10 protein-coding genes, 1 tRNA gene, 1 other RNA gene and 2 pseudogenes are annotated in these 13,700 nt (G+C 71.6%); 8 read left to right on the top strand and 6 right to left on the bottom strand.

Annotated elements, in window-relative coordinates; translation table 11 throughout:
- Positions 1 to 61 precede the first annotated feature (61 nt).
- Together AB0M97_RS22505 and AB0M97_RS22500 are read left to right on the top strand one after the other, a co-directional pair.
- The gene (locus tag AB0M97_RS22505; protein ID WP_365962729.1) at positions 62 to 1,315 is read left to right on the top strand and encodes an IS110 family transposase; all 1,254 of its coding nucleotides are present in this window, start codon (positions 62 to 64) and stop codon (positions 1,313 to 1,315) included.
- Positions 1,316 to 1,363: 48 nt separating this feature from the next.
- Entirely contained in the window at positions 1,364 to 2,035 is a 672-nt protein-coding gene (locus AB0M97_RS22500; protein WP_365962728.1) for a class I SAM-dependent methyltransferase, read from the top strand.
- Between the two features lie 161 nt (positions 2,036 to 2,196).
- Here AB0M97_RS22500 and AB0M97_RS22495 read toward each other — a convergent pair whose 3' ends face one another.
- On the bottom strand, positions 2,197 to 4,683 hold the full coding sequence (locus tag AB0M97_RS22495) for a DNA polymerase III subunit gamma and tau (protein ID WP_365962727.1): 2,487 nt from the start codon (positions 4,681 to 4,683) through the stop codon (positions 2,197 to 2,199).
- A 122-nt stretch (positions 4,684 to 4,805) separates the two neighbouring features.
- An RNA gene (ffs, locus tag AB0M97_RS22490) (signal recognition particle sRNA small type) lies at positions 4,806 to 4,900 on the bottom strand.
- A gap of 73 nt (positions 4,901 to 4,973) precedes the next feature.
- On the opposite strand from ffs, the gene AB0M97_RS22485 reads away from it, so the two are divergent.
- Positions 4,974 to 5,061, top strand: a tRNA-Ser gene (locus tag AB0M97_RS22485).
- A gap of 67 nt (positions 5,062 to 5,128) precedes the next feature.
- Here AB0M97_RS22485 and AB0M97_RS22480 read toward each other — a convergent pair.
- Positions 5,129 to 5,615, bottom strand: a pseudogene (locus AB0M97_RS22480) (hypothetical protein); the annotation flags it as partial.
- 445 nt (positions 5,616 to 6,060) lie between these two features.
- On the opposite strand from AB0M97_RS22480, the gene AB0M97_RS22475 reads away from it, so the two are divergent.
- Entirely contained in the window at positions 6,061 to 6,615 is a 555-nt protein-coding gene (locus tag AB0M97_RS22475) for a DUF4352 domain-containing protein (protein ID WP_365962726.1), read from the top strand.
- Between the two features lie 226 nt (positions 6,616 to 6,841).
- On the opposite strand, the gene AB0M97_RS22470 is transcribed toward AB0M97_RS22475, so the two are convergent.
- From AB0M97_RS22470 to AB0M97_RS22460, 3 genes are read right to left on the bottom strand one after another with little or no spacing between them, the layout of a single operon-like run.
- A complete protein-coding gene (locus AB0M97_RS22470; protein WP_365962725.1) occupies positions 6,842 to 7,615 on the bottom strand; it encodes a glucose 1-dehydrogenase in 774 nt (257 codons plus the stop codon).
- On the bottom strand, positions 7,612 to 8,085 hold the full coding sequence (locus AB0M97_RS22465) for a cupin domain-containing protein (RefSeq protein WP_365962724.1): 474 nt from the start codon (positions 8,083 to 8,085) through the stop codon (positions 7,612 to 7,614). Before AB0M97_RS22465 ends, AB0M97_RS22470 begins: the two co-directional genes overlap by 4 nt.
- Positions 8,082 to 10,961, bottom strand: a complete 2,880-nt coding sequence (locus tag AB0M97_RS22460; RefSeq protein ID WP_365962723.1) for a GNAT family N-acetyltransferase — start codon at positions 10,959 to 10,961, stop codon at positions 8,082 to 8,084. Before AB0M97_RS22460 ends, AB0M97_RS22465 begins: the two co-directional genes overlap by 4 nt.
- 94 nt (positions 10,962 to 11,055) lie before the next feature.
- Here AB0M97_RS22460 and AB0M97_RS22455 point away from each other — a divergent pair.
- The 4 genes and pseudogenes from AB0M97_RS22455 to AB0M97_RS22440 form a co-directional block, all read left to right on the top strand.
- Positions 11,056 to 11,524, top strand: a pseudogene (locus AB0M97_RS22455) (siderophore-interacting protein); the annotation flags it as partial.
- A 48-nt stretch (positions 11,525 to 11,572) separates the two neighbouring features.
- Positions 11,573 to 12,160 carry an HhH-GPD-type base excision DNA repair protein gene (locus AB0M97_RS22450; protein WP_365962722.1) on the top strand — a complete coding sequence of 196 codons (588 nt, stop codon included), beginning with the start codon at positions 11,573 to 11,575 and terminating at the stop codon, positions 12,158 to 12,160.
- Between the two features lie 426 nt (positions 12,161 to 12,586).
- Complete coding sequence (locus AB0M97_RS22445) at positions 12,587 to 12,883, top strand: type II toxin-antitoxin system VapB family antitoxin (protein ID WP_004943146.1); 297 nt, start codon at positions 12,587 to 12,589, stop codon at positions 12,881 to 12,883.
- A 135-nt stretch (positions 12,884 to 13,018) separates the two neighbouring features.
- Positions 13,019 to 13,660 carry a LytR C-terminal domain-containing protein gene (locus tag AB0M97_RS22440; protein ID WP_365962721.1) on the top strand — a complete coding sequence of 214 codons (642 nt, stop codon included), beginning with the start codon at positions 13,019 to 13,021 and terminating at the stop codon, positions 13,658 to 13,660.
- The last annotated feature ends 40 nt before the right edge of the window (positions 13,661 to 13,700 follow it).

The raw sequence follows: 13,700 nt of genomic DNA, 5'->3' as shown, positions 1-13,700 counted from the left end.
GGACCTGTGAGTCCTGGGATTAGGGCGCCGTGTGACCCACATGTGCTCGTGACCTGCACAAATGCATGGATCTGGGGAGGATGGCTTGACCGTGTTCTGCGGTATCGACTGGGCGGAGCGCCACCACGACGTCGCCCTAGTCGACGACACCGGCACCCTGCTCGCCAAGGCCCGTATCAGCGACGACGCGGCCGGCTACAAGAAGCTGCTGGACCTCCTGGCCGAACACGGCGACACTCCGGAGACGCCCACACCCGTGGCGATCGAGACCAGCCGCGGCCTGCTCGTGACCGCCCTGCGCACCGGCAGCCGCAAGGTCTTCGCGATCAACCCTCTCGCCGCGGCCCGCTACCGCGACCGGCACGGCGTCAGCCGCAAAAAGTCCGACCCCGGCGACGCCCTGGTCCTGGCGAACATCCTGCGCACCGACATGCACGCCCACCGCCCACTGCCCGCCGACTCCGAACTCGCCCAGGCCATCACCGTGCTGGCCCGAGCCCAGCAGGACGCCGTCTGGACGCGGCAGCAGGTCGCCAACCAGATCCGATCGCTGCTGCGCGAGTACTACCCCGCCGCCCTCCTGGCCTTCCAGGGCAAGGAAGGCGGCCTGACCAGGGCAGACGCCCGCGTCATCCTCACCATGGCCCCGACCCTGGCCAAAGCCGCGAAGCTCACCCTCGCTCAGCTCCGGGCCGCGCTCAAACGCAGCGGCCGCACCCGAAGCTTCGATGCCGAGGCAGAACGCCTGCGCGGGATCTTCCGGGCCGAATACGCTCGCCAGCTCCCCGCTGTCGAGGCCGCCTTCGGCCAACAGCTCCTGGCCCTCCTCAAGCAGCTGGACGCAGCCTGCCAAGCCGCCGATGACCTCGCTGAAGCCGCCGAAGCCGCCTTTCACCAGCACGCAGACAGCGAGATCCTGCTCAGCTTTCCCGGCCTCGGCCCCCTGCTCGGTGCCCGCGTCCTTGCCGAGATCGGCGACGACCGCACCCGCTTCGCTGACGCCCGAGCCCTGAAGTCCTACGCCGGCTCAGCCCCGATCACCCGCGCCTCCGGTAAGAAACGCTTCGTCGGCCGCCGCTTCGTCAAGAACAACCGGCTCATGCACGCCGGCTTCCTCTGGGCCTTCTCAGCCCTCCAGGCCTCACCCGGTGCGAACGCCCACTACCGCCGCCGACGCGAGAACGGAGACTGGCACAACGCCGCCCAGCGCCACCTGCTCAACCGCTTCCTCGGCCAGCTCCACCACTGCCTCCAGACCCGGCAGCACTTCGACGAACAGCGCGCTTTCGCACCGCTCCTGCAAGCAGCCGCGTGATCCGGAAGCTGGCACGGGCATGTCAGTGCGCTTCCCTAGATTCGCCGCATGACCGATGAGCCTTCCTACCTTGCCGCTGTCCGGGAGTCATACGACACCGTTGCTGACGCCTACGCCGCCCTCGTCAAGCCACCATCCGAGCTGGACCCCTTGTCACGCTCGATGCTGACCGCGTTCGCTGAACTCGTACAGGCATCTGACCAAGGACCGGTCGCAGACCTGGGCTGCGGTCCGGGCAAAGTGACGGCGCACCTGGCGGGCCTCGGGGTATCGCCAATCGGTATCGACGTGTCCCCGAAGATGATCGAACTCGCGCGAACCGCCTATCCAGACCTGCCGTTCTCGGTGGGCTCCATCACTGCCCTGGCGTTCGCAGACGACGCGCTCGGTGGGATCTTGGCGTTCTACTCCACCCACCACACGCCTCCCGAGTTGCTGCCAGTCGTGTTCGCCGAGTTCCACCGCACCCTGGCGCCGGGTGGACATCTTCTCCTCGTCGGCCACGTGGGTTCGGGTGAGCATCGCCGCCCCACACAGGCCTACGGCGGCCACCCCGTGTCCTTCGAGTCCTATCGCCTGCCCACCGGCCAGCTCGCGCGATTGCTGAACCAGGCCGGGTTCACCATCGACGCTCAGCTGGTGCAGGAGCCCGACGAGGAGCTGAAGTGGAAGATCGCCAGCTTCCTCGCCCACAAGCCGACCACCGAGGAGGCAGCTTGACTTCTTAGCCCCCTGAGATGTCTAACGGGAGGGGGCCGTTTCCTTTGTGCGGGCTGCCTAGGGGGTGGGGGTGACGGGGTTGGAGGTTTCTCCGAACCGGCTGGGCGGGGCGCGCCCCGACGGAATTCTCCGATGGCAGTCCTGCTGCCCGGGGCGAGGGGTCAGTCGTTCGAGAACTCCTCCACGACGGTGGCACCCAGCTCGCGCACCAGCAGCTCCGTCCCGGAGAGGGCCGACTCGTCGAGGTCGGGGTCGTCGTCCTCCGGGATGTCGTCCTCGGGTGAGATCGGGGACGGCTCGGGGGTCGAGGGCTGGGGCACGGGCGCCGGGGCGGTGGCGGTGGCGGCCCGTGTCGCCGCGGACTGTGCGGCCGGCGACGCCGACATGCCCGGTGCCGAACCCTGCTGGGGCGCCGGGCGGGGGCCGGGCGTACCGCCACCGCCGTAACCACCGGCGCCGCCGCCGTAGCTGCCGCCCTGGCTGCCGGTGCCGCCGCCGTATCCGCCCGAGGGGCCGGACGGTGCCGGGGTGCCCGTGCCGCCGGACGGGTCGACGATTGCCTCGATCTTCCACTGGACGTTGAACTGCTCGCCCAGCGCCTGCCGCAGTACCTCCTCGCTGCCGCTGCTGAGGAAGTTGTCCCGCGCGCCCGCGTTGACGAAGCCGAGCTGGAGCGTGGTGCCGTCGAAGCCGGTCACCTGGGCGTTCTGGCTGAGCAGGATCCAGGTGAACCGGCGGCGGTTCTTGACGGCGTCCAGGATGTCCGGCCACAGGGTGCGGGGGTCGAGGCCGCCGGTCCGGGGTTGGGCGGGGGCGGGGGCGGGTCCTTGGGCGGGCGGGGGCGCGGGGGGTGCGGGCGTTGGCGTAAGTGCGGGTCCCGGTGCGGGTGCGTCCGGCGTCGCGGCCGGGGGGTGTGCGCCGCCCGCGGGGGCAGCGGTGGGCCAGCCACCGGGCCGGCGTCCACCACCGCCGGCGGCGGCCGGGGTGGGCCATGCGCCGGGGGTGGGCTTGTGGGCATCGGCGGGGGCGGGCGCGGACGCGGGGGTCGAGGGGGCGTTGGCGGCGGGGGCCATGGGGTTCTGCGCGCCGGGCGCGCTGGAGGGACTGGAGGCCCCAGGCGTACTGGAGAGGCCGGAGGTACCGGAGGTGCAACCGGTACCGGAGGGGCCGGACGAACCGGAGGTGCCAGGGGTACCGGAGGCACTGACGCCACCGGGCGCATCAGAGGTACGGGCACTACCAGCCGCGCCCGAACCACCCGGAACCTCAGGTCCACCCCCGGGAACCGCAGGTCCGCCACCGGCAACCCCGGGTCCGCCGCCTGCGGCGCGCACCGCGGCTCGGGCCGCGGCGGGACCGCTCCCGGGCGGGACAGGCGCGGGCGGGACGGATGCGGGCGCGCCGGGTGCGGGCGCCGGGGCGGCTGCCGTATGGGCCTCGGGGCCGGGGACGTACCCCATGGCGGGCGCGCCCGCTCCCGTGGAGAAGGAGACGCCGCGCTCGACGCGGTCGAGGCGGGCCATGAGGGAACGCTCGTCGCCGTAGGCGGCGGGGAGGAGGACGCGGGCGCAGATCAGTTCGAGCTGGAGGCGGGGGGAATGGGCGCCCCGCATCTCGGTGAGGCCTTCGTTGACGAGGTCGGCGGCGCGGCTCAGCTCGGCGGGGCCGAAGGTGCCGGCCTGGGCCTGCATCCGCTCGATGACGTCGGCGGGGGCGTCGATGAGCCCCTTCTCGGCGGCGTCCGGGACGGCGGCCAGGATCACCAGGTCGCGCAGGCGTTCAAGCAGGTCGGCGACGAAACGGCGGGGATCGTTGCCCCCCTCGATGACCCGGTCCACGACCTCGAAAGCGGCGGCGCCGTCGCCGGTGGCGAAGGCCTCGACCACGGAGTCGAGCAGGGAGCCGTCGGTGTAGCCGAGCAGGGAGGTCGCCATGGCGTATGTCACACCGTCCGCCCCGGCGCCGGCGAGCAGCTGGTCCATGACGGACATCGAGTCACGCACGGAACCGCCGCCGGCCCGCACGACGAGCGGGAGGACGCCGTCCTCGACCGGGATCTTCTCCTGCGCGCACACCTCGCCCAGGTACTCGCGCAGGGTGCCGGGCGGCACGAGGCGGAAGGGGTAGTGGTGGGTACGCGACCGGATCGTCCCGATGACCTTCTCGGGCTCGGTGGTGGCGAAGATGAACTTGAGGTGCTCCGGTGGCTCCTCGACGACCTTCAGCAGGGCGTTGAACCCGGCCGACGTGACCATGTGGGCCTCGTCGATGATGTAGATCTTGTACCGGCTGCGGGCGGGCCCGAAGAAGGCCTTTTCGCGCAGGTCACGGGCGTCGTCCACGCCTCCGTGCGACGCGGCGTCGATCTCGATGACGTCGATGGAACCGGGGCCGTTGCGCGCGAGGTCGCGGCAGGACTGGCACTCGCCGCACGGGGTCGGCGTGGGCCCCTGCTCGCAGTTCAGGCAGCGGGCCAGGATCCGCGCGCTGGTCGTCTTGCCGCAACCGCGCGGACCGCTGAACAGGTACGCGTGATTGACCCGGTTGTTCCGCAGCGCCTGCTGCAACGGGTCGGTGACATGCTCCTGCCCGATGACCTCGGCGAACGACTCCGGGCGATAGCGGCGGTACAGCGCGAGAGACGACACGCATACGAGGTTATAGGCGCCCACCGACAACGAGCCCCGCCGAGGAGGGCGGGGAAGGTCACGCCGGTCGGGGCGTCTGGGAGGGGGGCGAGGGCCGGGACCGAGGACCGGGAGACCGAAACGCAAACGCCCCCCACGCACCCGCCAGAGCCAACCTACCCTTGCTGCCTTCCGGCCCTGGGGGAGTTCAGTCAGATAGCGCCGCGTGAGGGGCTCTGCACAGAGTACCTGATCCCGCACCCAGGGAACGAGTTCGCGAGCACTCCCCGCCGTCATGTAATGTTCCTGGCGGAGGATTCGCCTAGAGGCCTAGGGCGCACGCTTGGAAAGCGTGTTGGGGGCAACCCCTCACGAGTTCGAATCTCGTATCCTCCGCCAGTGCCTCACCGGGCACGATGTCGAAGGGCCCCACCGTCCGCGGTGGGGCCCTTCGACGTTGTCCGTCTCAGTTGGTCTTTTCCTCGGAGCCGGGCGGCGTCCAGAGCGCGTCGCCGACTTGCTGGGCGACAAGGATCAGCAGGACGGTCGCGGCGGTGTGGCGAGCGTCGTTAAGACGGCCGTCCCTCACACCCGCGTCCCGGAGAAGCCGCTTCCAGACGTGGAAGTCGGTGTTCGGGCTCAGCGGGCCGCCCGTCGGTGAGACGAAAACGTACCCCTTGCCCTCCCAGTCAGCGCCGGCCGCGATCCGCTCCCGCTCCTGGGTCTCCTGGTGCTGCGTCCTCCCCCTGCAGCCCAAGCCCTTCACCCTGCCTCAGGCCGAGGGCGAGGGCGAGGGCCCACCGCGCGCTGTTGCGGAGCTTGGCCGCTTCGACGCGGTCGAGCTTGTGAGCGCCCAGGTCAGGGACGAGGTGGACGCGTACGTCGACCTGATACCCGTCGTACGTGTTCTCGGAGACGTACGGCTTGACGATGTTCGCGACCCAGTGTTCAAGGCCCGCGCACGGCACAGGCGCGCAGAGGTGGGAGGAACCCTCTGTGGCTGAGGCCGGTCGGCTCCACGGCCTCTTTTGCGTGCGGCCGTGACGCCAACAGCCGGTACGACAGCTGACCTCTTTTGTCCACTGCCCCTCTGGCCTATGACAGAGTCGTGTCGGTCTGTCTATCCATTGCGAATGACCGCGATCGACGGCGACTTCAAGTTACCGAGTAAAGGCATACTGTAATCCCCGGCTTCACGGTGGCACAAGTCGGCTGATGGGCGAATGATGGAACTGGACCTCGGCTTCACAGTCAGAGGATTCGCCCATTCCTCGCCGTAAGGCATTGCGGGTGCGGGAGGCTCCCGTGACTGACAAGAACGCACCTAAGTGGACCCCACCACCAGGTTCCCCTGAGCCGCAGCAGGCGCGTCACAGTTGGGTAAGGCGCCACAAGATCTTGACTGCTCTGATCGCCCTGGTTGGCCTCATCATCGTGATTTCTGTGGCGAGCGCTGGAGGGGGCGGGAACGGCGATCAGCCTGCATCTCCAAGGGGTGACACAACCACAACGGCACCGCGCGAGGAAGATCGACAGGGAACGCCCACTGAGGCTGGTGCAGCTGGCCTCGGTGACCCGGTCCGTGACGGGAAGTTCCAGTTCACTGTTACGCGCATCCAGCCCGGAGTCCAACAGATCGGGGGTGAATTCGGGAAGGACGCCCAGGGACAATTCATCCTTGTACACGTGACTGTCTCGAACATCGGCAACGAGTCGCAGCTCTTCGATGGCAGTGCTCAGAAGCTTTTCGACACGAAGAACCGTGAGTTCAGCGCCGACACAGAGGCGGCGATATATCTCGATGAGAGCAAGTCATTCCTCAATGAAATCAACCCAGGCAACACAGTCGAGGGGATCGTCGTCTTTGACGTTCCGAAATACGTCATGCCGGTCAAGCTGAGGTTGCATGATTCGCTCTTCAGTGGTGGCGTGACGGTCGCCCTCGATCGGTGAGGGACGCCGAAGTTCTGGACCGACCCGCCGGCATAGAGGGTGTCCAGACGCATGGACGACACAGACTGGCTGGGTCCGGGGCGCGCCGATATGAGGGCGAGATGCCGCCGCACTCGGTCGAGGACCGTCCCGTCCCCGGGGTTCGTGAAGCGCAGGGTGCCGCACGGAGGTGTACGGACGCGACAGCGCTCCTGCTCACCAGTGCTCACCGGCCCCCCGTCCGGCCCTACCACCCCGCCCCCGCCGACACTCCCCCGTCCACCACCAGGTCATGACCCGTCACCCACGACGCCAGACGCGAGGCGAGGAACACGCACGCGTCCGCGACGTCCTCCGGGCGGCCCAGGCGGCCGGTGGGGGCCGCCTGGCGCCATCGCCGTACCCCTTCCGGCCAGGCCTCCTCCAGGCCCTCGCGGGCGATGAGGCCCGGGGAGACCGTGTTGACGCGGATGCCGTGCGGGCCGTATTCCAGGGCCGCCGCGCGGGCGTGCATGACGACCGCGGCCTTCGCGGTGCTGTAGTGGGCGTGGCCCGAGGCCGGGGCGTGTGCCTCGATGGACGCGATGTGGGTGATGGAGCCGCCGTCGTCCTGGGCGCGCATGAGGCCGGCGGCGGCCTGGGTGCAGGCGAAGACGGAGGAGAGGTTGGTGTGGATGACGGTGTGCCATTCGGCTGCCGTCATGCCGGGCAGGTCCGCGACGGGCTGGATGCCCGCGTTGTTGACCAGGGCGGTCAGCCGGCCGCCCGCCCAGTCGGCGGCCTCGTGGACCAGGCGGTGGCAGGCGTCCTCGTCGGTGAGGTCGGCCCGCAGGACCACGGCCCGGCCGCCCGACGCGCGGATGCGGTCGGCCACGTCACCGGCTGCCGCCACCGCCGTACGGCAGTGCACGGCGACGGCCGCGCCCTCCTCGGCGAAGCGCAGGGCGATGCCCCGGCCGATGCCGCCGCTCGCGCCCGTGACGAGGGCGACCTGTCCGTCGAGCAGTCCCGCGGTGTTCATGTGCGGCACAGTCGCGCGATCCGGTCGGCCTCGGACGGATAACGCGCCGTGAGGTGCGCCGGGTCGCCGTGTTCGTAGTCCTCGTAGGTGAAGCCGGGGGCCATCGTGCAGCCGAGGAACGTCCAGTCGCCGCCCGCGGCGACCCGTCCGCCCATCCAGGTGCGGGCCGGGACGGTGAACTGGACGTGTTGTCCCGACCGCAGGTCCGGGCCCAGTACCACCGTCCGCGACGAGCCGTCGGGGGCGAGGAGGAGCAGTTCCAGGGGGTCGCCGAGGTAGTAGTGCCAGATCTCGTCGGTGGGCAGCCGGTGCAGGGCCGAGTAGTCGTCCGCCGTCAGCAGCACGACGATCGCCGACCCCTCGGGCCTGCCGTCCGGCCGCTCCGGACCGGCCCAGGTGCGGCGGAACAGGCCGCCTTCGCGCGGGATCGGTTCGAGTCCGTAGTGTGCGACGAGGTCCTCGGGGTTCATCCGGGGAAGGCTACCTCCCGGGTGAGGAAAGCCAGGTGTGCCTTCTTCTCCGGCAGGTACACGTCCGGCAGGTCGACCTCCGGCAGCACGACCTCCGATCCGGGCGTGAAGCCCTGCCGCAGGAAGCGGGCGATCGCCTTGCCGTTGCGGACGTCCGGATCGACCACGATCCGCCGCCGGTCCAGCCCCAGCAGCGCGTACGACGTGACCACCCGGGTGAGCGCCGACGTCCAGCCGGGCCGCGCGCCGTCCGGGCCGGGGGGTGCGAGCAGCAGGTGGATGCCGATGTCGCCGGGCTCGACGGCGTAGCACTCGCCGACCCGGTCCGCGTCCGGTTCGTAGGTCTGGAGCAGGGCGACGGGTCGGCCGTCCTTCACGAGCAGGTAGGCGTGGTGGGTGTCGAGGGTGTCCATGTGGGCGTAGATGTCCGCCACTTGGCCGGCGGTGAGGCCGTTCATGCCCCAGAAGGAGGCGCGTTCTTCGCTGACCCAGCCGTGCAGCACCATGGCGTCGGCCCGGGCGTCCAGCGGCAGGACGCGGACGGTTCCGAATCCGTCGATCCGCTCCTCGTGGACGGCGGTGCGGGAGGCGTACGGGTCGGACGTCGGTCTCTCACCGGTCTCGTCCATCTCACCTGTCTCATCCTGCTCATTCATCTCATCTGGCTCCTTCTCGAGCAGGTCCCAGTCGGTGACGACCGGGACGAGGTCCCCCCTGAGCCACAGGGGGAGTTGGTCACGGTGATGGGGCGAGCCGGGCACGCCCGAGGCGCCGAACGGCACCACCCACCGGCTGTCCTCCCGGCGCGCCAGGTCCCACACGTACCGGGCGGCCGGGCCGCGCGCGGCGAGGTCGGTGAGGCCGGGCACGGCCGAGGTGCACAGGACGCAGTCGTGGTCGCCGGACAGTCGGGGTTCGTCGTACGGCGTCCGCGGCGCGGCCGCCCGCCAGGGCGCGAGCCGGTGCGTGTCGCCCCAGGTGACGGCGGGGGCTACGGCTGCCGTGGCCGTCTCCCTCTCCGCCGCCGTCTCTTCCAGGGCCGCGCGTACGACCGCCCGGCGGTCGATGCCGTACAGCTCCTCGGCGCGCAGCAGGTGTTCGAGCGCGTAGCCGATGCGCGGGAGCAGGGCGAGCCAGGGCCGGAAGATCTCCGGGTACGGGGGCGGGTCGGCCAGCGCCGCGAAGGCCTGCTCGGCCGCCAGCCGCCGTACGGCCGCGCCGCGCAGCGCGGCGAACTCCGCGGCGCCGGTGCTGTCCGCGTCCATCCGGCGGTCCCAGCGCAGCAGCCGTTCCCGCAGGGCGGCGGCTCCGGGGGTCAGGCCGTCCGGGGCGAGTTCCGCCAGGTGGTCCAGCAGCGGCGCGGCCGAGGCGAGATACGTGTCCATGTGGATCGCCGGCATGTCGGCGGCCGACCAGCGGTCCCGTTCCGCGAGCAGGGCGGCGATGCGGTCGGCGCGGTGCGGCGGGGCGAACTCGACGCCGAGGGGGGCGGCGGGGCCGCGCTGGTTGGCCATCACGGCGATGCCGTCGGTCAGCCCGGCGCGCGGCATGTCGTGCAGGCCACGCCACTCGTACCCGGGCTCCCAGGCGGGCACCAGCCGGGTGCGGTTGGCCTCGTGGCGCACGGGCACGCGGCCGGCCACGCGGTGCAGCACGCCGCCCTCGGTGTCGGCGGCCTGCACGACGTTGACGGGCTCCGCCCACCGGTCGACGGCCCGGTCCACGTCGGCGACGCGACGGGCCCGCAGCAGCGGCAGCAACGCGCTGAAGCCGAGGTCGGCGGTGACGCGGGGCGGGTGGCGGAGGGTGATGGCGGTGGAGTACGGGAGCCCACCGGGGGCGGGTTCGGGGTCGAGGTCGGGGGGACCCTCGGCACCGGAGTGGTCCGCGGCGTCGCGGAGGCCCTCGGCATCGGCACCGGAGTGGTCCGCGGCGTCGGGGAGATCCTCGGCACCAGGGTCCTCGGGCCCTCCAATGATCACCGGCCCCCGTTCCGTCTCCACGACCTCCACCTCGACCGGCTCCCCGCCCGCCACCTCGATCACCTCGACGTGCCGGGCGGCGGGTCGCCACCGGCCGTCCGGGCCGAGTGCCTCGATGCCGGTGCCCGTGCGCCGCAGCCGTTCCCGGTACAGGTCCTGGTAGTCGGCCATGGCGTTGGTGATGGCCCAGGCGACCGTGCCGGTGTGGCCGAAGTGGGCGATGCCGGGGACGCCGGGGACGGCGAGGCCGACGACGTCGAACTCCGGGCAGGACAGGCGTATCTGCTGGTAGACGCCCGGGTCCTCGATGAAGCGGTGCGGGTCTCCGGCGATGACGGCGTGCCCGGTCGTGGTGCGGGCGCCGGAGACCAGCCAGCCGTTGCTGCCGGAGGTGCCGGGCCCGTCGGCGGCGAACAGGCCTACGGCGTCCGGGCCGAGCAGGTGGGTGACGTGCTCGCGCCACAGCTTGGCCGGGAACCCGGCGAAGAGGATGTGCGTGGCGATCCACACGCCGAGCGGCGTCCACGGCTCCCAGCGCCCGGGAGCGAGCCCGACCCGCGTGAACTCCTCGCAGGCCCCGGCCCGGAGGCCCTCGTTGACGCCGTCGACGTACGCGCGGACCCAGTCGGCCGTCCCGGGGTCGTCGCGTTCCAGGGTGGCGAAGCAGCGGCGGGCGGTGTCGTCCAGCCGGGCGCGGCGCGCGAACCGATCCCAGGGCAGTGCCTCCGCCCCGAGGAACGACGCCGAGGTGCCCTGCGCCCGGTGCCGCTCGACCTCCAGTTGCCAGGCGCGGTCACGGGCGGTGACGCGGCCCTGGGCACGGGCGACTTCGCCGGGACTGTCCGCGCGTACGTGCGGGATTCCCCAGGAATCGCGGTAGATCTCGGCGGCCACCCTGCACCCCTCCTTTAGGTAAGCCTTGCCTAAGCAAGCAGCTGTGGCGGAATCGTACGCGAAGGGTCAAGGCGCATGGTGCGTGGGCGGGCTCCTGGAGTTCGCGCTGCACGAGGGCCGCGCCGGCGACTGGGCGCGGTCGGCGCGGCCCGGCGACAGCGTCGAGGCGGCCGTCCAGGGCACCGGCTTCACGCGGTCGGACCCCGGGCCGTCGCACCTCGTCGCCGTCGGCGACCCGGCGACCCTGCCGGCCCTCACCCCCCTGCTGGGCGCTGGGCTCCGCGCCATTGACGATCTGGCTGGAGGGCGACACGGACGGGCCGCCGCTGCTCACCGACCCGGACCTCCACGACGTACGGCGGGTGCCGCGCCGCGACGCGGGGGCGCAGCTCGTCACCGAGGTGAAGGCGGCCCTGCCGGACCTGCTGAAGGGCGGCGCGGACCCGTACGTGTGGATCGCCTGCGACACGGCGACGACGCGGACTCTCGCGGCGTACGTGCGCAGGGAGCTGAAGCTGCCCGGGCAGCGGGTGCGCGCGCTGGGCTACTGGGGCGCCGCCTGAGCCGCCGCACGGCGAGCGCCGGCCCGCCCGGCGCGGGATGATCGGCGCATGGACGTCACCCTTCACCTCGCCCAGGACCCCGAGGCCGACGCACTCCTCGGGCGCAGTCCGCTCGCCGCGCTGGTCGGCATGCTGCTGGACCAGCAGGTGCCGATGGAGTGGGCGTTCAAGGGGCCGGCGACGATCGCGCGGCGGCTCGGCGCCGACGACCTGGACGCGCACGACATCGCCGCGCAGGAGCCGGAGGCCTTCGCCGCGCTGCTGTCGGAGAAACCGGCCGTGCACCGCTATCCGGGGTCCATGGCCAAGCGGATCCAGCAACTGTGCCAGTACCTCGTGAAGCACTACGACGGTGACGCCGAGGCCGTCTGGCGGGGGGTGGACAGCGGAACCGAGCTGCTGGAGCGGTTGCAGGAGCTGCCCGGGTTCGGCAAGCAGAAGGCGCAGATCTTCCTCGCCCTGCTGGGCAAGCAGCTCGGCGTGCGGCCGTCCGGCTGGCGGGAGGCGGCGGGGGCGTACGGCGAGCCGAAGGCGTATCGCTCGGTCGCGGACATCACGGGGCCGGAGTCGCTGGCGAAGGTGCGGGCGCACAAGCAGGAGCTCAAGGCGGCGGCCAAGAGGGCCTCCGGCGGGTAGGGCGGTTCACCGGCGCGAGGTGTGGGAGTGACCGTCACAGGGTTGCGTGGCCGCCCGGCGCCGACAGGCTGCCGCCGCGCCCCGCCCTCCCCACTCTCTCGACTTCGCCCGAGCCCGGGGGACCCCCATTCGCCCCAGCGGCACGACTGCCCGCGGATCGACGGCCGCGGCGGCGGGTGCGTCAACACCGACCGGCGTCTTCCGTTCCCCATTTCGCGCCGTCCGGGGACGGGCACCCGCCCGAGCGGCCGCGCCCCGCCGGACCCGCACCTTGTCCACAGCCTGTGCACAGCGCCCGCGCCGATCCGGCGCTCATGTCGGGCCGGGCTCGCACTTCCCGTATGACCGGGTTCCCGGTGATTTTTTGGGCGTCACACTCGCTCGCCATGGCTGCGCCCGGAACGTCTTGACCGGTAGGCTTTCCGTGTGATCTTCAAGCGCATCGGAAACGGCCGGCCGTACCCCGACCACGGCCGGGAAAGCACCCGGCAGTGGGCGGACGTCGCGCCGCGCCCGGTCCGCCTCGATCAGCTCGTGACGACCAAGCAGCAGCTCGACCTGGAGACCCTCCTCGCCGAGGACTCGACCTTCTACGGCGACCTCTTCGCGCACGTCGTGAAGTGGCAGGGCGACCTCTATCTGGAGGACGGCCTGCACCGCGCCGTCCGCGCGGCCCTCCAGCAGCGCCAGGTGCTGCACGCGCGCGTACTGGAGCTGGACTGAGTCCGCCCGCCCCCCTCGACCTCCCGGCTTCGCCTTCGCCCTCCCCGCTTCGCCCTTGACCCTTTCGGGTTGGACTGAGCGGCGTCGAATGATCATCTAGTAGGCATTGCCGCTTGATCGCACTACGCTGCGCTCATGAGCATGCTGACTCCCCCTGGCCTGGGCGGCCAGTACCGGATCACGGGGGACAAGTACCCGCGGATGCGGCGACGCCGGGGCGGCAGGCTGGCGGTCGTCGCCGTCGCCTGTGTCGCCGCCCTCGGCCTGACCGGCTGGGGCACGCTGCAGCTCATCGACGTCTTCACCGGCGGCAACGAGGCCTCCGCGGCCGGCACCCCCGAGGGCTGCTCCCCCAGGGCGAGCGCCTCGCCGAGCGGGGTCGCCCCGGCCGCGCTCCCCGCGCCCGGCAAGATCACGGTGAACGTCCTCAACGCCACCACCCGCGCCGGTCTCGCCAAGAAGACCGCGGACGAGCTGAAGAAGCGCGGCTTCCGGATCGGCACGGTCGGCAACGCGTCCAAGCAGTACGACAAGAAGGTCAAGGGCACCGGCATCCTGCTGGGCCCGACCCCGGCCCTGAAGACCTCGCTGCCCGTGCTCGGCACGCAGCTCACCACCGCCGAGCGCCGCGCCGACGCCGCCCGCAAGGGCGCCGACGTGGACCTGATCATCGGCAACGCCTTCAAGACGCTGACGCCGAAGGCGGACGCCTCGAAGGCCCTGACGAAGCTGAAGGCACCCGCGCCCACGCCGACGGCGTCGAACAAGGGCTGCTGAGCCGCGCGGCAGAACGACAAGGCCGCCGATCGGCCGGCCG

It is taken from the genome of Streptomyces sp. NPDC051207 (genome assembly GCF_040682395.1).
Lineage (GTDB): Bacteria > Actinomycetota > Actinomycetes > Streptomycetales > Streptomycetaceae > Streptomyces.
Note: the sequence above shows the minus strand (reverse complement) of the source record. Positions and strands in the feature narration are given on the sequence as shown.